Source organism: Bradyrhizobium sp. USDA 4454, from assembly GCF_054822705.1.
In genome coordinates, this window is the sequence record NZ_JBTRCN010000001.1 from 7,158,689 (window position 1) to 7,182,266 (window position 23,578).

Below are 23,578 nucleotides of genomic sequence, written 5' to 3' on the forward strand. Positions count from 1 at the left end.
ACCGGTCCCCACTTCGCTCGAAAACGCTGCGGATGCCGCGATCTCTTACATTTCCAGGATGCCCGCGTCACCATCTTCGGTGCCGAAGGCGAGCAGCGTGCCCTTGGCATTCCATCCGAGCGCCGACACCGCCGCGCCGGTATTCCGCCGCACCAGGATCTCGGCGCCGTCCTCGAGCCGGACCATCAGCACGGTGCCGTCAGCATAGCCGACCGCCATGATGTCGTTCTTCGGATGGCAGGCGACCACGGCGACCCGCGCCGGCATCGGCGCCAGCATCGCCGGCTCCTTGCCCATCGGGCCGTCCTTGCTAGTGAACGGCCAGACGATCACGGTATCGGCGCCCGAGGTCGCGAGCCCCTTGCCGCCGACGCTCCACGACATCGAGCGCACCCGGCCGGGATAGCCGCTCATCCGCATGTGCCGGTTGTCGGCGAGCCGCCAGCCATGCATCGCGGCCTCGTGCATCGCCGTGACGAGAAACTTGTTGTCCGGGCTGAAGGTGACCGCGAGATGCGAGCCGGCCCATTCCAGGAATTCCGGATTGGCGGCCATGTTGGGAAACCACAAGGTCACGCCGTTGTAATGCGCGATCGCCAGCCGCAGGCCCTTCGGCGCGAACGCCAGCCCGCCGACGGTCGAAGGCACCTCGAAGGTTTTCTCTTCGCCCTTGGGATTGCGCACGAACGCGGTCTTGCCCGCCGACCACGCAACAGTGCCGTCGCTGTGGAGGGCGACATTGTCGATCCAGCGCCGCTTGGCGTCGGTCGCAAGCGTTGCGGTCTCGCCCTTGGCGTCGATTGAGATCAGCTTGCCGTCATCGCCGCCGGTGACCAGCCGCTTGCCGTCGGAGGCCGCGCACAGGATGGCGCCGAAATGCGTGTCGGTGCGCGTGATCTCGCCGCCGGCGGTCGCGATCGCGACGCGCTCCTCGGCTCCGACGAAGAAGGCGCGGTCGCCGAGGAAATGCACCGAGCCGACCGCCGCGCCAAGCGGAAGCGGCTTGACGCGATCGGTGATCGAAACAATGGAGGAAGCGGCCTCGCCCGGATCGAACTCTTTCATCACGTGGTGATGCACTGCTCGAAGCCGTCGCGGATCGCCTGCTCCGGCAATTCGCGACCGATGAACACGACGCGGCTTTCGCGCTTCTCGCCGTCCTTCCATTTCCGCTGGTGGTCGCCCTCCAGCATCATGTGGACGCCCTGGAACACGTAGCGATCGTCGTCGCCGGTGAAGGCGAGGATGCCCTTCGAGCGCAGGATCTTCTGGCCCTCCGTGGCGACGAGGTTCTGCAGCCATGGCATGAACTTGGTCGGATCGAGCGGCTTCTCCGAGCGCAGCGACAGCGATTGCATGTCCTCGTCGTGATAGTGCTTCAACCCGTGCCCGTGATCATGATGATCATGGTCATGACCGTGGTCGTGATGGTGATGGTCGTGATCGTCGCCGGCCTCGAGGAAGTCGGGCTCGATCTCCAGGATGCGGTCGAGGTCGAACGCGCCGCGCTCGAGCACGTCGGTGATCCCGACCTGGCAACGCTCGGTGCGATGCAGTTTTGCGTACGGATTGATGCCGCGGATGCGGGCCTCGACCTCGGCGAGTTCGGGCTTGGAGACGAGGTCGGTCTTGTTCAGCACGATGACGTCGGCGAACGCGATCTGGTTCTTGGCTTCCGGCGCGTCCTTGAGGCGATCGCTCAGCCACTTGGCGTCGGCGACCGTCACCACGGCGTCGAGCCGGGCGTTCTTCTGCACGTCCTCGTCGACGAAGAAGGTCTGCGCGACCGGCGCCGGATCGGCAAGGCCGGTGGTCTCGACGATGATGGCGTCGAACTTGCCCTTGCGCTTCATCAACCCGTCCATGATGCGGACGAGGTCGCCGCGCACCGTGCAGCAGACGCAGCCATTGTTCATCTCGAACACTTCCTCATCGGCGCCGATGATGAGGTCGTTGTCGATGCCGATCTCGCCGAATTCGTTGACGATGACGGCGTATTTCTTGCCGTGGTTTTCCGACAGGATGCGATTGAGCAACGTGGTCTTGCCGGCGCCGAGATAGCCCGTCAGCACGGTCACAGGAATTTTTTGCGAAGCTTCAGCCATAACAACTCCGAAGGAACTCTTTGTTTGAGCATGATCTTATCGGAAAACCGGACCCCACTTTTCCGGATCATGCTAGGCGGCGCTCAACCCGGCAAGGAGGCCCCTGCCCTAGTTGGCGAGCGCGCTGGTCAGGGCCTTTATATTGTGCCTGACCATATCAATGTAAGTGGGTGCGTCGCCCTTTTCGCCCGTCAAACTGTCTGAATACAGCGTCCCGCCGACCCGGGCGCCGGTCTCGGCCGCGATCCGCTCGATCAGGCGGGGATCGCTGATATTTTCGAGAAAAACTGCCGGAATTTTCGCGGCCTTGATCTGGGCGATGATGGCCGCGATATCGCGCGCGCTGGGCTCGGAATCGGTGGAGACCGAGAGTGGCGAGAAGAACGTGACCCCATAGGCATCGGCGAAATAGCCGAACGCGCCATGGGTCGAGATCACCTTGCGCCGCGCCTCCGGCACGCGCGCCACCGCCTCATGCACCTCGCGGTCGAGCGCCTCGAGCTTGACCAAATAGGCGTCGGCATTGGCCTTGAAGACGGCGGCCTGGTCGGGAGCCACGGCGATCAGCGCGTCGCGAATATTGACCACGTAGATCTTGGCATTAGCGACGGATTGCCAGGCATGCGGATCGTCATGGCCGCCCATCTTTCGCGGCATGATGCCCTTGGTCGCCACCGCGACCGGCGCCTTGCTGCCGGAGGCCTGTAACAGCCGCGGCAGCCAGCCCTCGAAGCCGAGGCCGTTGATGACCAGCAGCCTGGCGTCGGCGACCTTCTTGGCGTCCGCCGGCGTCGGCGCGTAGACATGCGCATCGCCGTCGGGCCCGACCAGCGCCGTCACGTCGACGCTGTTGCCGCCGACATTGCGCACCATGTCGGCGAGGATCGAGAAGCTCGCCACGACATTGATGCGATCGGCGGCGCGCGCCGGTGCGCTCGCCAGCACCAGCGCCAGACCGATCAATCGAAACAACCGCCGCATCGTCGTCATGCCTCGAGATGGCGGCCGGGGAACAGTTGCCGCAGCAGGCCGCTGACATTGCCGAACAGCAGCGACACAATATAGAGCCCCGCCGCGACCAGGATGATCGCGGGACCGGAGGGAACGCGGGTCTGGTACGACAGCACCAGCCCGGCATAGCCCGACAACATCGCGCTCGCCACCGCAATGCAGATCATGGTGGTGATGTCGCGCGACCAGAACCGCGCAATGCCGGCGGGCAGGATCATCAGCCCGACGCCGAGCAGCGTGCCGAGCGCATGGAAGCCGTTGACGAGATTGACCACGACCAGCGCCAGGAAAGCGAGATGCGCCGGCGCACCGGCCCGGCTCACCGTGCGCAGGAATACCGGATCGACGCATTCGATCACCAGCGGCCGATAGATCACCGCGAGCACCAGCAGCGTGATGGTGGCGTTGAACGCGATCACCAGCAGGGTCTGGTCGTCCATCGCCAGGATGTTGCCGAACAGCACGTGCAGCAGGTCGATATTGGTGCCCTTGATCGATACGATGGTGACGCCGAGCGCGAGCGAGACCAGATAGAAGGTCGCGAGCGAAGCGTCCTCCTTCAGTTCAGTGGTGCGGGCGACCAGGCCGGCGAGCAGCGCGACGGCAAAGCCCGCGATCAGGCCGCCGGTCGTCATCGCGAACAGGCTGAGCCCGGAGATCAGGAAGCCGATCGCGGCCCCCGGCAGGATCGCATGCGCCATGGCGTCGCCGACCAGGCTCATCCGCCGCAGCATCAGGAACACGCCGATCGGCGCACCGCCGAGCGACAGCGCGATCACGGCCGCGAGCGCGCGGCGCATGAACTCGAATTCGGTGAAGGGCGTGATCAGCGCGTCAGACAGCATGGACGTCAGGCAGCCCTCGAGCGCGGATCGACGGCGCAGGCGCCGGCCTGGTCGTCGAACGCCTCGCACATCCGCATCGCGACTGTCAGATTCTCCGGGGTCAACGCCTCGGCGGTCGGCCCCCATTCCACCGGGCCGCGTGCCAACAGCAGCGTTTCCGGGAAATTGTTGCGCACCATGTCGAGGTCGTGCAGCGCCGCCATCACGGTGCGGCCCTCGCCGTTCCAGCGCTTCACGAGCGCCAAGAGATCGGCGGTGGTCTTGGCGTCGATCGCGTTGAACGGCTCGTCGAGCACGATCAGCCGGGCGTCCTGCAACAGCACCCGCGCGAACAGCATGCGCTGCATCTGCCCGCCGGACAGCGTGCCGATCGGGCGGTTCTCGAAGCCGTTGAGGCCGACCGCGGCGAGCGCCGCCAAAATCTTGTCGCGCGCGGCTTTGCCGATGCCGCCGAAGAAGCCGGTGGAGCGCCACAGCCCGGTGCCGACGAAGTCGAACACCGAGATCGGGAAGCTGCGGTCGATGTCGGCGGATTGCGGCAGATAGGCGATGTCGCGATGATCCAGCCCGTCGAGGTCGATCACGCCCGACAGCGGCGTCAGCACGCCGGCGATGCCGCGCAGCAGCGTCGACTTGCCGGCGCCGTTCGGACCGATCACGGCCAGCAGCGCACCGGCCTCGACCGCGCCATTGAGATGATGCACCGCCGGGTGGCGGTCGTAACCGAGGGTGACGTCGCGGAAGGTGACAAGCGCGCTCATCGACTTACCTCATCGCCAGCCAGACGACGGCCCACAGGCAGGCCGAGACCGCGACCGCCGCGGAAAGCCGGGCCGGCACCGGCATGCGCAGGATCGACCAGTGCGCGGTCTGAGCCGGATGCGCGTGCGGCGCGTGGCTGTGGCCGTGGGGATGGCCGTGGCCGTGATGGTGGTCGTCGTGGGTGTGCGTCTGCGCCATGAGGAGACCGTTATATTATAACATAACGCGAGTCCACCAACGAGGAACTCATGGCCGGCCCGCAAAACCGGGTGAGATTTGCCCCGCGCCGACCGCCGGACCCGCCCGGATGGAACCGGCGGCCCCGTGTGCAGCTCCCTCCGGCGTCGTCCTGGCGAAAGCCAGGACCCATAACCACCGCCTTCGATCGTGAACGGGATCGCGGCCCCAGCGTCGCGCAACAATTGAGATTTGGGGTAATAGGTCCTGGCTTTCGCCAGGACGACGCTGAGTGCGCGGCACCAGTTGTGAAGCGCTACTGCACGTCTCAAATTCTCCCGTCGTCCTGGCGAAAGCCAGGAGGTGGATTCACACTCGAAATGCAACACTTGAGCAGCAAAGGTCTCCGCTGGGGTCCTGAAGTCAAGGCATTTGCGCGGGGTGTTGTTGTATGCGGCGATGAACTTGCTGAGGCGTCGGGTTGGGAGCTTGTCGAGATCGGTTTTGCGCGGGATGAAGCGTCGCATGCGACCGATGGCGTTCTCGATGCCACCTTTCTGCCAGGGGGCGTGCGGATCGCAGAAGAAGGTCTTCATCAAGAGGCTTTGCAAGGAAAGGTGAGATGCGAACTCGGTACCGTTGTCGAAGGTGACGGTCTGGCGCATCTGCTCTGGCAGCGCCTTGAACAGACGCACGAGATAGCTTGCGACACCGGAAGCGAGCTTGCTTGGGAGGCGGACGCCGAGCAGCAGGCGGGAGGTGCGCTCGTGCACGGCCAGGATCTGCTGACGGTATTTGGAGAACATCATCAGATCGGCCTCCCAATGGCCGGGAGTGTTGCGATCGGCGACCTCGACGGGCCGTTTATCCAAGGAAACACGGCCTTCGATGAAGCTTGCGGGACTTCCGCCCCGCTTGCCACGGCGGCCGCGCTTGCTCTTGGCGCGTGGCAGATAGTGCCGCCAGCTGCCGTCCGTGGTGCGTCTGATCTGGGCATAGATGAAGCGGTAGATGCTCTCGTAGGAGATCACCTTGCGTCCATGCTCGATGGCCAGCCGGCCGGCGACCTGTTCGGGCGACCAGCCACGGCGAAGGCCATCCAACACCGCGCGGCGCAGGACGGGCTCCCGTTCGAGGCGTCCGCCCGTCCAGCGCCGCGCTCGCATCCGTTGCTGGGCATAGTCGGCCTTGTAGCCGGCCTGAACGCCATGATTACGGTTCATCTCCCGAGAGATCGTTGATGGCGGGCGATCCAAAGCTGCAGCGATTTGCCGGATCGAGGCCCCATTGGCCGAAAGTCTGGCAATCTCGCATCGCTCGTCCAGTGACAGCTGCTTGTAAGTCCGGCCCATCGCAACACCTCCAGTCGGAAGTGTTGCACTTCGTTTGTGAACTCAGGGGACCCATACGCCGCAGCAGCAGTAGTGAATAGGACTCGTCCTTCCAGCATCGTAGAACAAGCAGCATTTGTGGTTGTGGGTCCCGGCCTCCGCCGGGCCGACGATGCGGATGCTTCTCGCGCAATACGATGCACCGCGCTTGCGCGCCTCATTTCGGTGTCATCGCCCGGCTTGACCGGGCGATCCAGTACGCCGCGGCTCATCGATTCAACAACGGCTGTCTCTGGAATACTGGATCGCCCGCCTTCGCGGGCGATGACAGTTGTGGGTGAGGACATAGCTTCGCATTCTCGCGACATGATTGCCCGAGCTTTGCTGTTCGTTTCGCCGCTCTTCAATCAGAGGGCGCAGGGAAAGCCGGGTGCCGATCGCACCCATGGGTCCGGTGCAAATAAAAAGCACCGGAGGTCGGACCACAGGTGTAACCGGAAACATCCCGGCTTTCCCTGCGCGATGGTTTTACGGCTTATACGTGCTCGCCCCGGTGAGACTGGGCTTGTTTGTCACCGTCCTTCGCGAGAACGCTTGCGCGTTCCGCTAGGAGACACCTGCCGCTAGGGCGTCAGGTCTGCACGACTTCGCCGTCCGCTACATCGCGCACGTCGTCAGTGCGCAAGCAGCGGCCACCGCATCTCACCGCAACACTCCTGACGATGCGCAGCGCCCCTCGATCGGGTGAGACGCGCGTATTGAACATCTGAGTTGGGTCGGATGTCAAGCTGAATTCTGCAAATCGGAAGGAAAGTGCGTGCGGATCGAAGAACGATTTTGTTAACGCCTGCCCGGCATGATTTCCGCCTTCCTGTTTGACGGGGCGCGCCATGTCGGATCAATGGACAACTTACGGATCGTGGCTAGCCGACCCTGAAGCTGCGCTGTCGGAAGCGGAGCGGCGCGTCGCGGTCTGCACCGAACGACATGATGAGGTCTCACGCTCGGCGGCCTTGACCTCCAACGGCTTCCCGACGGTATTTCGGCTCTGACATGGCTGCGCAATCTGGAGATCTACGGTGGCAGGGTCACTGATTTCTCGCCGCTCGCACCGCTGTCGAACCTGGAATCATTGCAGATCGGATCGATGAAATGTCCGTTTCCGGGCCTCGACTTCGTGTCGGGCTGGACCGGCCTGCAAGTGCTCGAAATCCTTACACCGTCGGCGATCGATCTGAAGCCCGCGGCCGATTGCGCGCCGCTGAAGCGCTTGCATGTCTGGTGCACCCAGGGTCGGATCGACCTGCTCAATCTCGATGCGCTCGCGACCCTGCAGGGACTCGAATTTCTATCACTCAATGGCGTGCAGTCGGCGCGCTTTGACGTGATCGGGCGATGGCGCGAATTGAAGGTCGTTCTGCTGTTTGGAACTGGTCTGTCTACGCTGGCAGGCTTTGAAAATCTGCATCAGTTGAGCAGCCTGAGTGCCACCGAGTCGTCGGTCACTGACCTGTCGCCGCTCGCCGGCCTGACAACGCTCGAAGAACTGAACCTTCGCGGCACCCAGGTCAGCGATCTGTCGGCACTGGCCGGTCTGCCCTCGCTGAACAGCCTCGACGTCTCGAAGACCCAGGTTTCCGATCTGTCGCCGCTGCGGCCGTTGGCCGAATGTCAGCGCGAATTCGATCAGATGAAGCGCGCGGAGAATTCGTTCTGGGTGTTCAAGGGCCTGGAGTGGCTTAACATATCGAACAGCAAGGTCAGCGACATTTCCGCGATCGCGCATCTCGACGGCATCAGAAACCTCGATCTCGGCGAGACCGCGGTTTCGTCGATCGATCCACTGCACGATCGCAAGACGTTGTGGAATCTGAACATCGCGGGCAGCGCGGTAACCGACCTCGGACGCCACGGCTCGCTCTCGCAACTGCAATCCATCAACGCATCGAAAACCCGGATCAGGAACTTGCAGGCGCTCGCGCCTGCGTCATCACTGCAGACGTTGAACATCGCTGAGACTGACGTATCCGACCTGACGCCGATACGACGCGCCCATGAATGTCGATCGCTCGATCTGCGCGGCTCGCAGGTGGCCGATATCAGCCAGATCATCGATATCGGCAAGAATCAGGCGGACCATCGCTATTCGTCCGAAGCGCTGGATTTCCGCGATACGCCGGCCTCGCGCGCAAGCGAACGATATGCAGAGCTCGCTGCCCTGGCGGAAGCCAGCCCGACGACCTGCTTCTTTGAAACCAAACGCCATCTACAGGAGATGGCTCGCCCCCGCGCAGCACCGCCCCGGCGCGGATTCTGGAGCGCATTGATCGGCCGCCCGCGATCCTGACGTCCTTGCGTGCCATGCTATCAGCCGGAATGCCGTAGGCAACTCTGTGCGGACGCCGTCCGAGCAGCGCCCTGTTTCTGGCTACGGAGAGCGGTGCATTGGAAAGCCGGGCGGAGCAGCGTTAGGGCTCGACGTTATCCCTTCGTCATTCCCCGGTGCGCAATTGCGCACCTGAGGGCTCGCGAAGCGAGAGCCCGGAATCCATTCATCAACGGAGCATGCGGCCCGATGGATTCCGGGCTCGTGCTGCGCACGCCCCGGAATGACGACGGGGAGAGACGTGCTCACGCCTCTCTTGCGTAACCCTTCAGCTTCGCCTGCAGCACCGCGAGCACCTGGTCGCGGACTGGGTCGCGGGAGCCTTTCAGCCAGGCGGTGGCGAGCGGCAGGCGGCCGGCCGGGCTGCCACGCTTGAGCCTGAGGGGAACGAAACGCACGCCCGGAATCGCCATCCGCGCCGTCCAGCGCGGCACGATGGCGACGCCGAGCCGTGCGGCGACCATGTTGACGATGGTCTGCTTCTCGTCGGCGATCTCCTGGATGCGCGGCGTCAGCCCCGCCTCGTCGAACAGTTTTGTCGTGAGATCGTGGCTGTGCGGCCGCGAGCGGCGCTCCGGCACGATCAGGGGCTGATCGGCGATATCGGGCAGCACGATCTGCTTGCGCCGCGCCAGAGGATGCTTGTGCGACAACGCCACCACCGCGGTCTCCTGCAGCAGCGGGACGAACTCGATGCGGCGGTCGGGCCGCTCCGGCGGTCGCACGAACGCAAGGTCGAGCGCGCCCGACAACAGCTTCGGCAGCAGCCGGATGGTCTTCTCCTCGAGCAGTTGCACGGCAACATCTGGATGGGCGGCGCGGAGGTCGCGCAGCAGCGGCGGCAGCAGGCCGGCCGCGGCGCTGTCGATCGCGCCGATCCGGAAGCGCCGCGCCTGCGGCTTGCGCAGCCGGCGGCGAAAGCCGTCCTCGATCGCCTCGGCGCGGCCGAGCAGCGCGCGTCCTTCGCGCAGCAAAGTGGCGCCGTCCTCGGTCAACGACACCGCGCGCGTGGTGCGCGCGAACAGCCGCACCCCGAGATCCTCCTCCAGTAGCTTGATGTGGCGACCCAGCGCCGACGGCATCATCTGCAGCCGCTGCGCGGCGCGGCCGAAATGCAGTTCCTCGGCAGCCGCCACGAAGCAGCGAAGCTGGTGCAGTTCCAAGACGTGTTCCTGTGCATTCCGATCCGCCGTTTGACGGCCGCGGCGATTATATCATTTTTTTGTATAAACCGGCGCCGATTGAACCGGAAGGGCCCGCCCCTCTAGGCTTCCCTGTGGCGCGGCAAAATGCGCCGCCTCAACAAACAATACGAACCCCCGAGGAAGCCCATGGAAAGCGAGCTTGGCACGCGCGTGTTGCGCAAGGTCACCCTGCGCATCGTGCCGTTCATCATGCTGCTGTACTTCGTGGCCTTCATCGACCGCGTCAATATCGGCTTCGCCTCGCTGACCATGAACAAGGACATCGGCCTGTCGCCGACGGTCTACGGCTTCGGCGCCGGTATCTTCTTCTGGGGCTACTTCCTGTTCGAGGTGCCTTCCAATATCATCCTGCACAAGATCGGCGCGCGGATCTGGATCGCGCGGGTGATGATCACCTGGGGCCTGGTCTCGGCGGCGATGGCGCTGGTGCAGGGCGCGACCAGCTTCTACGTGCTGCGCTTCCTGCTCGGCGCCGCGGAAGCCGGCTTCTTCCCCGGCATTATCCTCTATCTCTCGTACTGGTTCCCGGCGCGGCAGCGCGCCGCCGTGACCGCGTTGTTCATGGCCGCGGCACCGCTCTCGACCGTGCTCGGCTCGCCGCTGTCGGGCGCGCTCTTGGAGATGGACGGACTGCTCGGCTTCAAGGGCTGGCAATGGCTGTTCGTGCTGGAGGCGGTGCCCGCCGTGCTGCTCGGCTTGGTCGTGCTCGGCTTCCTCACCGACCGGCCGGAGCAGGCCAGATGGCTCGCCGATGACGAGCGCGCCTGGCTGGTCAGGACCATGAAGGCGGAGCATGACGGCAAGGCCTCGACCGCGAGCCACAGCATCTGGCGCGGGCTCGCCGATCCGCGGGTGCTGGCGCTGGCGCTGGTCTATTTCGGCACCTCCGCCGGGCTCTACACACTCGGGGTGTGGGCGCCGCAGATCATCAAGGCGTTCGGCCTGTCGTCGCTCCAGGTCGGCTTCCTCAACGCGGTGCCGGCGACGGTCGCCGTGATCGCGATGGTGCTGTGGGCGCGGCATTCCGACCGCAGCGGCGAGCGCACCTGGCACGTGGTGCTGGCCTGTCTGATGGCGGCGGCGGGACTTGCGCTCGCGGGACTGTGGACCGGGCTTGCCGCCGTGATCGCGGCGCTGACCCTGGTCAATATCGGCATCTCCTCGTCGAAGCCGCCGCTGTGGAGCATGCCGACCATGTTCCTGTCGGGCTCGGCCGCCGCGGCCGGGATCGCCACCATCAACTCGATCGGCAATCTCGGCGGCTTCGTCGGCCCTGCGATGATCGGCTGGATCAAGGACCGCACCGGCAGCTTCGACGGCGGTCTTTATTTCGTCGCCGGCCTGCTGGTGCTGTCGGCCGTGCTGACGCTGCTGCTGTCGCGTGCGCAAAGCGCACCGGCGGCCACGCCCGAACCCAATCCCGTGCGAACCCACTGACTGACCCGGAGAGAACCCATGCGTACCCATTCCATCGCCGCCATACCCGCCGACGGCATCGGCCCCGAAGTGATCTCCGCGGGTGTCCGCGTGCTGCAGGCGCTGGCCAAGCGCTCGGGCGACATCAGCTTCAACGTCAAGACGTTCGACTGGGGCTCGGACTATTACAAGAAGCACGGCGTGATGATGCCGGCCGACGGGCTTGCCGAACTGAAGAGGTTCGACGCGATCTATTTCGGCGCGGTCGGCGCGCCCGACGTGCCCGACCACATCACGCTCTGGGGCCTGCGCCTGCCGATCTGCCAGGGTTTTGATCAATACGCCAATGTGCGGCCGACAAAAATCCTGCCCGGCGTCGCCTCGCCGCTGCGCAATGTCGGCGTCGGCGATCTCGACTGGGTGATCGTGCGCGAGAATTCCGAGGGCGAATATGCCGGGATGGGCGGCCGCGCCCACAAGGGCCTGCCGGAAGAGGTCGGCACGGAAGTCGCCGTGTTCACCCGGGTCGGCGTGACGCGGATCATGCGCTACGCGTTCCAGCTGGCGCAGTCGCGGCCGCGCAAGTTGCTCACCGTGGTGACCAAGTCGAACGCGCAGCGCCACGGCATGGTGATGTGGGACGAGATCGCGGCCGAAGTGGCCAAGGACTTCCCCGACGTCACCTGGGACAAGATGCTGGTCGACGCCATGACGGTGCGCATGACGCTCAACCCGAAGAGCCTCGACACCATCGTGGCGACCAATCTGCACGCCGACATCCTGTCCGATCTTGCCGGCGCATTGGCCGGCAGCCTCGGCGTGGCGCCGACCGGCAACATCGACCCGCAGCGCCGCTTCCCCTCGATGTTCGAACCGATTCACGGCTCGGCCTTCGACATCACCGGCAAGGGCATCGCCAACCCGGTCGCGACGTTCTGGACGGCTGCGCAGATGCTGGAGCATCTCGGCGAAAAGGACGCCGCCGCGCGCCTGATGGCGGCAGTGGAAAAGGTCTGCGCGGCCGGCGTGCTGACGCCCGACGTCGGCGGCAAGGCGACAACAAAGGAAGTCACGGACGCGGTGATCGACGCGATTCATGGGTCGAATGTGTAGGGTGCGGACGCGATCGCGGCAGCGGGTGGAGTCAGGTGAGCACGCTGCTCAGGCTCCCTCCCCACTTGCGGGGGAGGGTTGGGGAGAGGGGTACCGCTTGCTCCGCTGCTGATTGAGAAAAAGGCCAAACTCTTGTGGCCGTTTGAGATGTGCGTTGATGCGGTCCGCCAACGTCTCGCATCTCGCCCGGGGCCACCCCTCTCCCCACCCTCTCCCGCAAGGGGAGAGGGAGCCTGGGTCCTAACCGGCTAGATGGGTAACAGAATAGACCGGCGACATAGGTAACAGGTCAACTGATCGGCGAGGAGGAGCTTGCCGATGGGATGGATGGAGACCTGTGCTGTGGATGAGCGGATGCGGTTTGTGGTGGCGGCGCAAAAGCATGAGGAGTCGTTTGCGGCGGTGTGCCGGCGGTTCGGGGTGAGCCGTCGGTGGGCTATAAATGGCTGGTACGGTTCGAGGAGGAAGGGGCGGCTGGGCTGTTCGATCGTTCGCGAGCTCCTCTGCATCATCCGCAGAGCATTGCGGAGAAGATCGCCGAACGCTGTCTTGAGGTGCGTCGGTCGCATCCGAGCTGGGGGCCGATCAAGGTGCTGGCCTTTCTCGAACGGAAGTCACCTCGAACGGCATGGCCGGCGGCAAGCACGATCGGGGAGCTGTTCGACCGCGAAGGCCTGACGGTGAAACGCAAGCTGCGCCGGCGCAGCCCGCCCTCGAGCGCGCCCTTTGCCAGTTGCGAGGCGCCCAACGACACCTGGTGCATCGACTTCAAGGGCTGGTTCCTGACCGGGGACGGCATGCGCTGCGAGCCACTGACGATCACCGATGCCTATAGTCGTTATCTGCTGCGCTGCCAGGCCCTGGCGCGCACCGACACGGATCATGTCTGGCCGGTGCTGGACGCGGCGTTCCGCGAGTTCGGGTTGCCGCGTCACATGCGCTCGGACAACGGCTCGCCGTTTGCCTCGCGTGGCGCCGGAGGATTGTCGCGGCTATCGGTCAAGCTGATCAAGGCCGGCGTGACGCCGGAACGCATTGCACCGGGCAAACCTCAGCAGAACGGTCGCCATGAGCGCATGCACCTGACCCTGCTGCAAGACGTTGCCAATCCGCCGGCTCCCACCATGCGCGAGCAGCGCAAGCGCTTGCGCAGCTTCCAGCATCTCTACAACGAAGAGCGCCCGCACCAATCGCTCGACAACGCCACGCCGGCCGACCGTTACCTGGCCTCCTCGCGCCGCTTCGACGGCATCTTGCGCGAGCCGGAATACGCTGATGACCAGGAGATCCGCTCGGTCCGCCAAAACGGCGAGATCAAATGGCTGGGCAACACGATCTACATCAGCGAAGCGCTGATCGGCGAGCCGGTAGGCCTGGCCGAGGAGCGGGACGGCTGGACCGTCAGCTATGGCCCGATTGTGCTCGGCACGATCGCGCATCGCGGTGACCAGCTCAGCAGACCAAAACGCACAGCAAAAGGCTGTGGACTTGAGGACAACGCTGCGCGTTGCCCTCAGGGTCCACAGCCCCAACAACAACAGACCTGAACGAAACGAGAATTGTGTTACCTATGTCGTCGGTCTGACCTGTTACCTATGTCGCCGGTTGCTCACCTGAGAGACGTGTTCACCTCACGCAGCGCAAGCCGTCCCTGCTTGCTCCCCTCACGAACGTGCCGCCTCCGCGCAATTGGTCAGCCGCGCCGGTACGCCGACGGCGGTGCAGCCGGCGGGGACGTCCGACGTGACCAGCGCGCCGGCGCCAAGGCGACCACCAAAGAAGTGACGGACGCGGTGATCGACGCGATTTATGGGTCGAATGTGTAGGGTGCGGACGCGATCGCGGCAGCGGGTGGAGTCAGGTGAGCACGCTGCTCAGGCTCCCTCCCCCCTTGCGGGGTAGGGCTATCGCATATGGCCGAGGGTCGAGAGAAGGAAGTCGTTGTTCCACCTGGCTTGGAGCATTTTGTGGCTGATGCGCGCGGGGCCGGGTGTCGCCTGCAGAGCATTGATGGCCAGCTTGCGGATAAGAGCAAGATTTTCCGCAGCGTGATCCTTGCGGCTGCGGCAGGCATCCTCGTCGAACAGAACGTCGAGGACCCAGTGCAGGTTGTTCTCGATGCTCCAATGAGCGCGCACGGCCTCGAGCAGCTTTTTGGCCGACAGCAGGCGCGATGCCAGGAAGTATCGGACCGTGTGTTTGACAGCCTTGCCAGAGTTGGCGCGCCAACTGTCGATGCGACCGACTGCGGCGATGGCGGGGAAGCCGTATTGTTTCGCCAACCGAGGCGCCGGCGCGACGAGGGCCTGTCGGCGCTCGACGCGGCCGTGGGCGGTGGCTCTTCGTTGACTCGCTCGCGCGGGCTTTCGGGCTGTGTCGACCAGCGTCTTGGCGGCCTTGAACAGCCGGCCACGATTGCTCTTGATGGCCAACACGTAGTGCCCCTTTCGGTCGCGGATGGCCTGCGCGGTGTCGGGCCGGCAATGCAAGGCATCGGCGGTGACAAGAGCCCCATCCAGATCGAGCAGGGCGAGGACTTCGAGAGCCCCGGCAACCTCGTTGCGGTCGGGAGCCTTTCTCTGAGCCAGCGCCATGCGAGTGCCTGCGGCCCAGACATTGACCATATGCAGCGGCGTGGCCTGCCGACCTCGTGTGTAGGCTCCGCGCAGCGCCTTGCCGTCAATGCTGACCACCCCTTTGACGCCGAAGCTCTTGCTGAACTTGCGCAAAACCGCTTCAAGCCCCTTCGGGTCCAGAGCACGGAAGACATTGCTGAACGTATCGTGGCTCGGGATGCCGTGCTCGAGCTTCAGGAAGCGCCGCAACAGCTCCTCGCGGCCTTGGCCAAAGAACTCGAACTCGGTGCAGGTCTTGGCGCCAGCCAGCGTCGCCGCCAAGGCGATGACGAGGATCTCCACCAGATCATGTCGGGTGTTGCTAGCGCGCGGGTCCTTGAGCGGTCGAAACAGGCGCTTGAGCTTGCGCATTCAGGGCTCCCTCGGGAATCGAGAGACACCCAAAGAATCCAGTTCCAATCGCTTGGCAACACCCCGCTAGCGCCATATGCGATTCCCCTACCTTGCGGGGGAGGGTTGGGGAGAGGGGTACCGCTTGCTCCGCTGCTGATTGAGAAAAAGGCCAAACTCTTGTGGCCGTTTGAGATGTGCGTTGATGCGGTCCGCCAACGTCTCGCATCTCGCCCGGGGCCACCCCTCTCCCCACCCTCTCCCGCAAGGGGAGAGGGAGCCTGAGAGACGTGTTCACCTCACGCAGCGCAAGCCGTCCCTGCTTGCTCCCCTCACGAACGTGCCGCCTCCGCGCAATTGGTCAGCCGGGCCGGAACGCCGACGGCGGTGCAGCCGGCGGGGACGTCCGACGTGACCAGCGCGCCGGCGCCAAGGCGACCACCAAAGAAGTGACGGACGCGGTGATCGACGCGATTCATGGGTCGAATGTGTAGGGTGCGGACGCGATCGCGGCAGCGGGTGGAGTCAGGTGAGCACGCTGCTCAGGCTCCCTCCCCACTTGCAGGGGAGGGTTGGGGAGAGGGGTACCGCTTGCTCCGCTGCTGATTGAGAAAACGGCCAAACTCTTGTAGCCTTTTGAGATGTGCGTTGATGCGGTCCGCCAACGTCTCGCATCTCTCCCGGGGCAACCCCTCTCCCCACCCTCTCCCGCAAGGGGAGAGGGAGCCTGAGCGGGGTGCTCACCTCACGCAGCGCAAGCCGTCCCTGCTTGCTCCCCTCACGAACGCGCCGCCTCAGCGCAATTGGTCAGCCGCGCCGGCACGCCGACGGCGGTGCAGCCGGCGGGGACGTCCGACGTGACCAGCGCGCCGGCGCCGATCCTGGCGAAATCGCCGATCGAGAGATGTCCGATCACGGTGGCGCCGGCGGCGAGCAGCACGCCATGGCCGATCTTCGGCGCGTGGCGCGGATCATCCTGATGCCGCGCGATGGTGACGTTCTGCAGGATCGTGACCTCGTCGCCGACACGAGCCAGCGCGCCGATGATGATGCCGGTGCCGTGATCGAGGAACACAGCCGTTCCGATCCGGGCCGACGGGTGAATGCTGATCTGCAACTGGTCCGCCGCCGCACTTTGCATCAGCAGCGCAAGGTCGGGGCGATCATTCCGCCACAGCCAGTTCGACACCCGCCAGGCCTGCAGCGCGGCGTAGCCCTTGAAGTTGAGGAGCGGCGGCAGCAAGCCCGTGATCGCCGGATCGCGGCGCACGATGGCGGTGAGATCAACAGCGGCAGCATCGACCAGCGCAGGCTCGGCTGCGAACGCCTCGCGGGCCGCCCGCACGAACTGGGCGCAGTCGGCATCTTCGCGGCCGATGCGCCGGCCGATCAGGAAAGCGAGCGCACCGCTGAAATCGCCCTGGTCGAGGATGAAGGCGGCCGAGGCCTCAAGAAAGCGATCGGCGACGACAGCCGCCTGCGCTTCGCGCCGGATCGCGGACCAGAGATCGTCAGAACTTGCCATCGCTGATCCCGCCATCGACTTCGTCTCGCCGCACGCATTGAGGCGATAGTGGGCATCACCGGGCCAAAATGCAAACCGCCCGCTTGCTCGTCGCAAACGGGCGGCTCAGGGCCATCAGGTTCTATGGGGGCACATCGCCTGAAGGCTAGCTGATCTTGGCGTGGATCAGCCTTGCAGGATCAGCTCTGCGGCGGCTGGTCGTTCGGCGGGGTCGGGCGGCTCTTGTGCTGCGCCATGAAGGCGTCGAACTCTTCCTTGTCCTTGGCGTGGCGCAGGCGATCGAGGAAGTTCTTGAACTCGACCTGCTCCTCCTCGAGCCGGCGCAGCGTATCCTGGCGATACTCGTCGAAGGCGCGGTTGCCGCTGGAGGGCGGGCCGAAACCGCCGAACGGGAAGCCGCGGCGCTCCATGCGGCTCCTCATCCGCTCCATCTTGTCCTGCATGCGCTCCATCTTGTTCTGCCAGCGATCCATGTCGTTGTGACTCCAACAGGCCATTTTTCTGCTCCCGAGTGTGAAAAAGAGAAGGGCGAGGCCGATCGGCCACCAGATCATGAAGCCGAGGATGATCCCGGCGATCTTCAGGGGATGCCACGGCGTCGCGTAGAAGTGCGGACGGTAGGGCTCTTCGACGGGGCCGCGCCAGCGATTGACATCAGCGGTGTAGGCCATTTCCTTCTCCATCACGGCATCACGCCGTTGTGAATGTAAATAACATTTACATAGGTAGCCGATCCCCCGGGAAAGTCAAGCAGCGCGGATGACGCACCTGGCCGATTATTTTTGGCTCAGCCGTTGAACCTTATTTCGCCTTGCCCCACGGACCGGACCTTTCGGCCGGCTTTTCGTCGGCAGCCGCGGTTCCAGGCCGGCGGTCGGTCGGGAAGCCGAGGCCGCGCAGATAGATCAGCACTTCGGCCTCGAGCAGATCCTCCGGCGACATCGGCAGCTTGCGACGCGCGGCGTCGCCGCGGCCGAACAGCGAGGCGACGCCATGCGACATCGACCAGATGTGCAGCGCCATCATCATCGCCGGCGGACGCGGCATGCCCGGCGGCGCCAACGCGGCGAGCCGCTCGGCGGCGGCGCGGATGATCGCGAAAGCGCGCTCGCTGGCGGCCATCAGCGTCGGATTCGCATCGGGCGGCAGGCCGGATTCGAACATCGCGGAGTAGAACGCGGGCTCCTCGCGGGCGAAGGCGAGATAAGCCTTGCCGACCCGCTCGAACGCCGTGACGGTGTCGGGGCGGCCGTCGTCCCAGGCCTGGATCAGCAGCTGCTCGAACTGCTCGAAGCCGCGCTGCGCGATGCTGGCGATCAATTCGTCACGGTCGCGGAAGTGCCGGTAGGGGGCTGCGGGACTGACGCCGGCCATCCGCGCGGCATCGGCGAAGGTGAAGCCAGCCGGCCCCTTCTTCGAGATCAAATCGAGCGCGGCCTGCAGCAACGCCTCTTTGAGATTGCCGTGATGATAGCCGCGCTCGGCACGGCCTTGGTCCTTGCGCCAGCTCATGTGAACGGCTTTTACATGAGCCGGCGGTAAAGGTCACTAGCGGGGCGATGGCGCGTCCATCAAGATTAACGGATCGCTCCCGCTGGACGCGGGCCTGACGGCCCGGGCACTAGCGGCCCCGGGCACTAGCGGCCCGGGATCGGCAGCACCGGCATGATCTCGACGGCTTCGCCGGGGAAGATCGTGAAATGCGGGTGGTTCTCGAACAGCTTGGCGGCCGCCTCATGCGAGGGCGCGCGGACCACGGTGAAGCCGGTCATCAGATTGGCGATGTCGGCGGTGCCGTCGGCGCCGACCTGCTTGGTCTTGCCGAGCGGCCCCCCCATCTCGACGATCACGTCGTGGTGCTTCTCGACCCAGGCGCCCCAGGCGGCCATGCCCTGCTGCTCCTTGGCGCGCCGCTCAGCCTCGGGCAGCGCGTTCCAGGCCGCCATCCGCGAACCGGTCTTGCCGCCGCCGAGATAGACGGCGAGGTAGGTGTTGGTGCTCATCTTGCGTCTCCGTTGTGGTGGTCGGTGGTTTGAAAATTAGCGCAGCGCCTTGCCCCAGCCGCCCTGCGGATGCTCGAAGGTCGCGGCGGCCTCTCGCACCTCCTCGGAGAAGTCGGCCATCTCCTGGACCTGGCGGATCTCGATGATCTCGTTGGCCGAGGCCGGGCACTGCTTGGCCCATGCGATCGCGTCCGCACGCGAGGCGACCTCGATCATCCAGAAGCCGCCGATCACCTCCTTGGCCTCGGTGAACGGGCCGTCGATCACGACCGGCACGCCGGTGTCGAACTTGACGCGCGCGCCGGCAGCCGGCGGATGCAGGCCCTCCAGCGTGATCAGCACGCCGGCGTCCTTCAGCGCCTGATTGTATCGCATCATCGCGGCGACCCGTTCGGGGTCGAGCTCGAGCTTGGCCGGTGCGGACTCGTAGCCGAGCGGGATCATCAGCATCATGAAACGCATTGGTCGGATTTCCTCATCTGTTGACGCATTCGCAATTCTCGCCTTCGTCATTCCGGAACGTGTCAGGCCCGGAATCCACGACTTGCGTCGATGGTTATCACCGCGTCGGCGATATCGCAGAATGACGTCGGGTGTCATGTCTTGCTCACCTGCTTGCGCAGGCGCTCTTCCTGCTCGCGCAGCTCGGGCGTCAGCGCCGCGCCGAAATCGTCCGGCGTGAAGACCTGGCGGATTTCGATCTCGGCGCCGGCCTCGAACGGCGCGCGCTTCATCCAGTCGATCGCCTCATCGAGCGATTTGGTCTCGATCAGCCAGAAGCCGGCGACGAGGTCGCTGGTCACGCTGAACGGCCCGCGGCTCACCGTGCTCTGCCCACCGGCATATTTGACCCGCGCGCCCTTGCTGGTCGGATGCAACCCCTCGCCGGCCTGCATCACGCCGGCCTTGACCATCTCCTCGTTGAACTTGCCCATCGCGGCGAGCAACTCGGTGCTCGGCATCACGCCGGCCTCGGTATCCTTGTTCGCCTTCACGATCACCATGAACTTCATCGTCCTGCTCCGTTGCCTTGTGGTCTTGCCGGCACCGCCGGTGCTCGTCCCAAGGACGACGCGGGTCCTGCCACGCCGACAGGGCGCGCGAAATTATTCCGGAGGTCATTGCATCGCGCGCCACAGTCGTCAGCGCTCCTGCCTGACGAGCTCGCCGTCCTGATGCGACGGTCCGAAATAGACGTCGATGCGCGACACCTTGTCGCCGTCGAACACGAAGAACTCGGTGTTGCGAAAGCTTTTGCCGTCGCGGCCGATGCAGCGATAGGTGACGAAGGCCTCGGCGCCGTCGACCATGATGCGCTCGATCTCGTGGCGGCCGATCCAGCCGGAGTCGCGCCAGCACTCGGCGAAATAGCGTGGCTTGTCGATGTTCTCGCCATAGGGCGTCGAGAAACGGAAGTTCTCCGCAAACGCCGCCTCGACGCTCGCGCGGTCATTGGCGAGATAGGCGGCGAAGAGCGAGCGGATGATCTCCGCCCTGTTGCCAGCTGCAGCCATGTCGTCTCCACATCATTCGCCCGGGCTTCCGGAGCGAGGAATGCTCCAGAACCCCGGGCCTCAGGGAGATGACGAATGGGACCGCGCGAACGCGACATCGGTCCGCGATTTATTTTGGGAACCGGGCGGCCCCCTTCGCAGGCTTTATTCTCAGGTTTCCTTGGGAAACATGCCGAAATAGGGCTCGGCCTCTCTGAGAACACGGGCCAAGGACGGCCGCACCTTGAGCCGCTCGAGATAGGCCGCCAGGTGCCGGTGTCCTTCCGCAAACGGCTCGACCTTGGCGCCATAGAACAGCGTCGGCGCCGCGGAGCAATCGGCCAGCGAGAACCGCTCACCCATCATCCAGCCGCCATGCGCGAGCTGCCGGTCGAGGATCGTATAGGAGGTGCGGAGCTGCGCCCGCGCCTCGGCGACGCCATGAGGATCCTTGCTGTCTGCGGGCCGCAGCCGGTCGCCGACGATTTTCTGCATCGGCAGATGGAGGTAGAGATCGAGAAACCGATCGCGCAGCCGGGTTTGCAGCGCGAGCTCCGGGTCCTCCGGGATTAGCCTGACGGCACCGGGGTAGTGCTGGTCGAGATATTCGATGACAATGCTCGATTCCGGCACCGTCTCGCCGCGCGCCTCGTCGCGGAGCACGGGAAAGCGACCGATCGGTGACAGCGCGAGCAGCGCCGCGCGCTCGGCGGGATCGCCGAGATTGACCATGTTCGGGGTGAACGGCGCGCCGTTCTCGTAAAGCGCCACCAGCGCCTTCCAGCAGAACGAGGACAGCGGGTGATAATGCAGGGTAAGGGACATCAGAACTCCATCATGGAACCAGTGGCCGGAGGACGAACCGGAGACGGCCCTGCCGACATCTCGCGCACGATATCTTTCGTAAGCCGATACTTTTTTGTGGTCGGCGGGGCGCGCAGCCTCAAGCAATCGAACGCGAGGCGGACTCGTCGACGAACCGAATCGAGATACGAACTCGATCTGCGAAGCGGTCCACAATATCACCGTTCGTAATAGGCCCATCAGCGGCGCTGAGGTGCGCGTTGTCTCGATCGCTCGCATCAGTCGAAAGTTGCGATCGATTTTCGTCCGTAAGATTACGGTGAACATCGCATGCTGGTTATGGGTGATAATGTGCATACGGAAAAAATACGTCGCAAGTTGAGATAGATGCACGGCTGCATCACGTTTCTATGCAGTTCGTGCCACGCGCGTGCGAGCCGCAGGCTTTACCGATGCTAAACGGCTCGCTGCAACCTTTCGGTGAGTTGCAGTGATCCGCTTTTCCCATCCCGTTTCATTTTTGAAACTTCACGGAGCCCTGATGTTCAGTTTCAGCAACAAGGCAAAGATCGACAACGCACTGGCGCAAGCCGCAGCGATCGGCAAGTCGCAGGCCGTGATCGAGTTCAAGCTCGATGGCACTATCGTCGACGCGAACGAGAACTTCCTGAACACGATGGGCTACTCGCTCGACGAGATCAGGGGCAAGCATCACAGCATGTTCGTCGAGCCGGCATATCGCGACAGCCACGACTACCGCGCGTTCTGGGCGAACCTGAACCGCGGCGAGTTCCAAGCCGCGCAGTACAAGCGCGTCGCCAAGGGCGGCCGCGAGATCTGGATCCAGGCCTCCTACAACCCGATCCTGGACAAGACCGGCAAGCCGGTCGGCGTCGTCAAATTCGCGACCGACATCACCGCGCAGAAGATCCACAGTATGGAAGATGCCGGCAAGATCGCGGCGATCGGGCGCGCCCAGGCGGTGATCGAGTTCAACATGGACGGCACCATCGTCAACGCCAACGACAACTTCCTCGGCGCGATGGGCTATTCGCTCGCCGAAATCCAGGGCAAGCATCACAGCATGTTCATGCCGCCGGCCGACCGCGACAGCGCCGCCTATCGCGAATTCTGGGCGCGGCTGAACCGCGGCGAGTTCGCGACCGGAGAATTCAAGCGGCTCGCCAAGGGCGGCAAGGAAATCTGGATCCTCGCCAGCTACAACCCGATCCTCGACGAGCGCGGCAAGCCTTTCAAGGTCGTCAAGTTCGCGACCGACGTCACGCAGCAGAAGGTGAAGGCCGCCGACAATGACGGCCAGATCGACGCGATCGGCAAGTCGCAGGCGGTGATCGAATTCAACATGGACGGCACGATCCGGAGTGCGAACCCGAACTTCCTCGCGGCGATGGGCTATTCGCTTGCCGAGATCCAGGGCAAGCATCACAGCATGTTCGTCGAGCCCGCCGAAGCGAACTCGAACGGCTATCGCGAGTTCTGGGGCGCATTGAACCGGGGCGAGTTCCAGGCCGCGGAATACAAGCGCATCGCCAAGGGCGGCCGCGAGATCTGGATCCAGGCGTCTTACAACCCCATCCTCGACCTCAATGGCAAGCCCTACAAGGTGGTGAAATACGCCACCGACATCACCGCGCAGGCGATCGGCCGCAAGAAGGCCGACAGCGCCCGCGGCCTGATCGAGGCGGTCGCCGCCGGCAGTGAGGAGATGAGCGCCTCGATCCGCGAGATCTCGGAAACCATGACCAAGTCGAAGCAGAACGCCGCGGTCGCCACCGGCCGCGTCGAGGCCGCCGACGGCCAGGCGCAGAAGCTCAACGCTGCAGCGCAGGCGATGAGCGGCATCGTCGAGATGATCTCGAGCATCACCGGGCAAATCAACCTGCTCGCGCTCAACGCCACGATCGAATCGGCACGCGCCGGCGAAGCCGGCCGCGGTTTCGCGGTGGTGGCCTCCGAGGTGAAGAGCCTCGCCAACCAGGCCAAGCAGGCGACCGACACGATCTCCTCGGAAATCGACGCGCTGAACTCGATCGCCGCCGCGGTGGTCACGTCGCTCTCGGAGATCAAGGCGGCGATCGCCGGCGTCAACGAGTACATCACCTCCACCGCCGCTGCGGTCGAGGAGCAGAGCATCGTGACCCAGGACATGTCGACCAACATGCAGCGCGCTTCCGCCGAGCTTGCGGCGTAGGGCGCGGTGCGATCCTCGAAGGGTGCGCAGCCCGGGCTGGGGGCCGTACATCCTTCGAGACGCGCCTTTTGCGGACTCCGCCACGGAATGGGGTCTCTCCCCGTCATCCTGAGGTGTGGGTGATGACACTGAGCAAGCTGCGTAAACCGATCCGGTCATCCTGACGCGCTGCACCGGGCCTTTGCCCTGCTGACACCCTGCTGTCAGCAGCCTTATTGGTGCGC

The 23,578-nt window shown here is 64.6% G+C and carries 20 protein-coding genes and 4 pseudogenes; 5 read left to right on the plus strand and 19 right to left on the minus strand.

Annotated features, from left to right (window positions below; genetic code table 11):
* Positions 1 to 45 precede the first annotated feature (45 nt).
* The 7 genes and pseudogenes from ACVIW0_RS33320 to ACVIW0_RS33350 all read right to left on the minus strand — a co-directional run bounded on the left by ACVIW0_RS33320 (position 46) and on the right by ACVIW0_RS33350 (position 7,123).
* Positions 46 to 1,065 carry a WD40 repeat domain-containing protein gene (locus ACVIW0_RS33320; RefSeq protein WP_461356217.1) on the minus strand — a complete coding sequence of 340 codons (1,020 nt, stop codon included), beginning with the start codon at positions 1,063 to 1,065 and terminating at the stop codon, positions 46 to 48.
* Complete coding sequence (locus ACVIW0_RS33325; protein WP_461356218.1) at positions 1,065 to 2,105, minus strand: CobW family GTP-binding protein; 1,041 nt, start codon at positions 2,103 to 2,105, stop codon at positions 1,065 to 1,067. Before ACVIW0_RS33325 ends, ACVIW0_RS33320 begins: the two co-directional genes overlap by 1 nt.
* 108 nt (positions 2,106 to 2,213) lie before the next feature.
* Positions 2,214 to 3,086, minus strand: coding sequence for a metal ABC transporter solute-binding protein, Zn/Mn family (locus tag ACVIW0_RS33330; RefSeq protein WP_461356219.1), 873 nt, complete (start codon positions 3,084 to 3,086; stop codon positions 2,214 to 2,216).
* Positions 3,087 to 3,091: 5 nt separating this feature from the next.
* A complete protein-coding gene (locus ACVIW0_RS33335; protein WP_461356220.1) occupies positions 3,092 to 3,961 on the minus strand; it encodes a metal ABC transporter permease in 870 nt (289 codons plus the stop codon).
* Between the two features lie 5 nt (positions 3,962 to 3,966).
* On the minus strand, positions 3,967 to 4,722 hold the full coding sequence (locus ACVIW0_RS33340) for a metal ABC transporter ATP-binding protein (protein WP_461356221.1): 756 nt from the start codon (positions 4,720 to 4,722) through the stop codon (positions 3,967 to 3,969).
* Between the two features lie 540 nt (positions 4,723 to 5,262).
* A pseudogene (locus ACVIW0_RS33345) lies at positions 5,263 to 6,252 on the minus strand (IS30 family transposase); the annotation flags it as partial.
* A gap of 610 nt (positions 6,253 to 6,862) precedes the next feature.
* Complete coding sequence (locus ACVIW0_RS33350; RefSeq protein ID WP_461356222.1) at positions 6,863 to 7,123, minus strand: hypothetical protein; 261 nt, start codon at positions 7,121 to 7,123, stop codon at positions 6,863 to 6,865.
* A gap of 255 nt (positions 7,124 to 7,378) precedes the next feature.
* Between ACVIW0_RS33350 and ACVIW0_RS33355 the strand changes: the two genes are divergently transcribed.
* A complete protein-coding gene (locus ACVIW0_RS33355) occupies positions 7,379 to 8,578 on the plus strand; it encodes a leucine-rich repeat domain-containing protein (protein WP_461356223.1) in 1,200 nt (399 codons plus the stop codon).
* A gap of 284 nt (positions 8,579 to 8,862) precedes the next feature.
* On the opposite strand, the gene ACVIW0_RS33360 is transcribed toward ACVIW0_RS33355, so the two are convergent.
* On the minus strand, positions 8,863 to 9,780 hold the full coding sequence (locus ACVIW0_RS33360; protein WP_461356224.1) for a LysR family transcriptional regulator: 918 nt from the start codon (positions 9,778 to 9,780) through the stop codon (positions 8,863 to 8,865).
* A gap of 168 nt (positions 9,781 to 9,948) precedes the next feature.
* On the opposite strand from ACVIW0_RS33360, the gene ACVIW0_RS33365 reads away from it, so the two are divergent.
* The 3 genes and pseudogenes from ACVIW0_RS33365 to ACVIW0_RS33375 form a co-directional block, all read left to right on the plus strand.
* Positions 9,949 to 11,259, plus strand: coding sequence for an MFS transporter (locus ACVIW0_RS33365; protein WP_461356225.1), 1,311 nt, complete (start codon positions 9,949 to 9,951; stop codon positions 11,257 to 11,259).
* 18 nt (positions 11,260 to 11,277) lie between these two features.
* Positions 11,278 to 12,351 carry a tartrate dehydrogenase gene (locus ACVIW0_RS33370; RefSeq protein ID WP_461356226.1) on the plus strand — a complete coding sequence of 358 codons (1,074 nt, stop codon included), beginning with the start codon at positions 11,278 to 11,280 and terminating at the stop codon, positions 12,349 to 12,351.
* Positions 12,352 to 12,669: 318 nt separating this feature from the next.
* Positions 12,670 to 13,784 (plus strand): annotated as a pseudogene (locus ACVIW0_RS33375) (integrase core domain-containing protein); the annotation flags it as partial.
* Positions 13,785 to 14,015: 231 nt separating this feature from the next.
* On the opposite strand, the pseudogene ACVIW0_RS33380 reads toward ACVIW0_RS33375, so the two are convergent.
* From ACVIW0_RS33380 to ACVIW0_RS33430, 11 genes and pseudogenes are all read right to left on the minus strand, one after another.
* Positions 14,016 to 14,120, minus strand: a pseudogene (locus tag ACVIW0_RS33380) (serine O-acetyltransferase); the annotation flags it as partial.
* Between the two features lie 135 nt (positions 14,121 to 14,255).
* A complete protein-coding gene (locus ACVIW0_RS33385; RefSeq protein ID WP_461351070.1) occupies positions 14,256 to 15,338 on the minus strand; it encodes an ISAs1 family transposase in 1,083 nt (360 codons plus the stop codon).
* Between the two features lie 311 nt (positions 15,339 to 15,649).
* A pseudogene (locus tag ACVIW0_RS33390) lies at positions 15,650 to 15,754 on the minus strand (serine O-acetyltransferase); the annotation flags it as partial.
* Positions 15,755 to 16,095: 341 nt separating this feature from the next.
* On the minus strand, positions 16,096 to 16,857 hold the full coding sequence (locus tag ACVIW0_RS33395; protein WP_461356227.1) for a serine O-acetyltransferase: 762 nt from the start codon (positions 16,855 to 16,857) through the stop codon (positions 16,096 to 16,098).
* Positions 16,858 to 17,021: 164 nt separating this feature from the next.
* On the minus strand, positions 17,022 to 17,513 hold the full coding sequence (locus tag ACVIW0_RS33400) for a DUF2852 domain-containing protein (RefSeq protein ID WP_461356228.1): 492 nt from the start codon (positions 17,511 to 17,513) through the stop codon (positions 17,022 to 17,024).
* A 130-nt stretch (positions 17,514 to 17,643) separates the two neighbouring features.
* Positions 17,644 to 18,354: a TetR/AcrR family transcriptional regulator gene (locus tag ACVIW0_RS33405; protein ID WP_461356229.1), complete on the minus strand. Its 711-nt coding sequence runs from the start codon at positions 18,352 to 18,354 to the stop codon at positions 17,644 to 17,646.
* 125 nt (positions 18,355 to 18,479) lie between these two features.
* Positions 18,480 to 18,845, minus strand: coding sequence for a YciI family protein (locus ACVIW0_RS33410; RefSeq protein ID WP_461356230.1), 366 nt, complete (start codon positions 18,843 to 18,845; stop codon positions 18,480 to 18,482).
* Positions 18,846 to 18,881: 36 nt separating this feature from the next.
* Positions 18,882 to 19,307, minus strand: a complete 426-nt coding sequence (locus tag ACVIW0_RS33415) for a YciI family protein (RefSeq protein WP_461356231.1) — start codon at positions 19,305 to 19,307, stop codon at positions 18,882 to 18,884.
* A 134-nt stretch (positions 19,308 to 19,441) separates the two neighbouring features.
* Positions 19,442 to 19,858, minus strand: a complete 417-nt coding sequence (locus ACVIW0_RS33420; protein ID WP_461356232.1) for a YciI family protein — start codon at positions 19,856 to 19,858, stop codon at positions 19,442 to 19,444.
* Between the two features lie 129 nt (positions 19,859 to 19,987).
* The gene (locus tag ACVIW0_RS33425) at positions 19,988 to 20,359 is read right to left on the minus strand and encodes a nuclear transport factor 2 family protein (protein ID WP_461356233.1); all 372 of its coding nucleotides are present in this window, start codon (positions 20,357 to 20,359) and stop codon (positions 19,988 to 19,990) included.
* A gap of 150 nt (positions 20,360 to 20,509) precedes the next feature.
* Positions 20,510 to 21,163, minus strand: a complete 654-nt coding sequence (locus tag ACVIW0_RS33430) for a glutathione S-transferase family protein (RefSeq protein WP_461356234.1) — start codon at positions 21,161 to 21,163, stop codon at positions 20,510 to 20,512.
* 520 nt (positions 21,164 to 21,683) lie between these two features.
* On the opposite strand from ACVIW0_RS33430, the gene ACVIW0_RS33435 reads away from it, so the two are divergent.
* Positions 21,684 to 23,354, plus strand: coding sequence for a methyl-accepting chemotaxis protein (locus ACVIW0_RS33435; protein ID WP_461356235.1), 1,671 nt, complete (start codon positions 21,684 to 21,686; stop codon positions 23,352 to 23,354).
* The last annotated feature ends 224 nt before the right edge of the window (positions 23,355 to 23,578 follow it).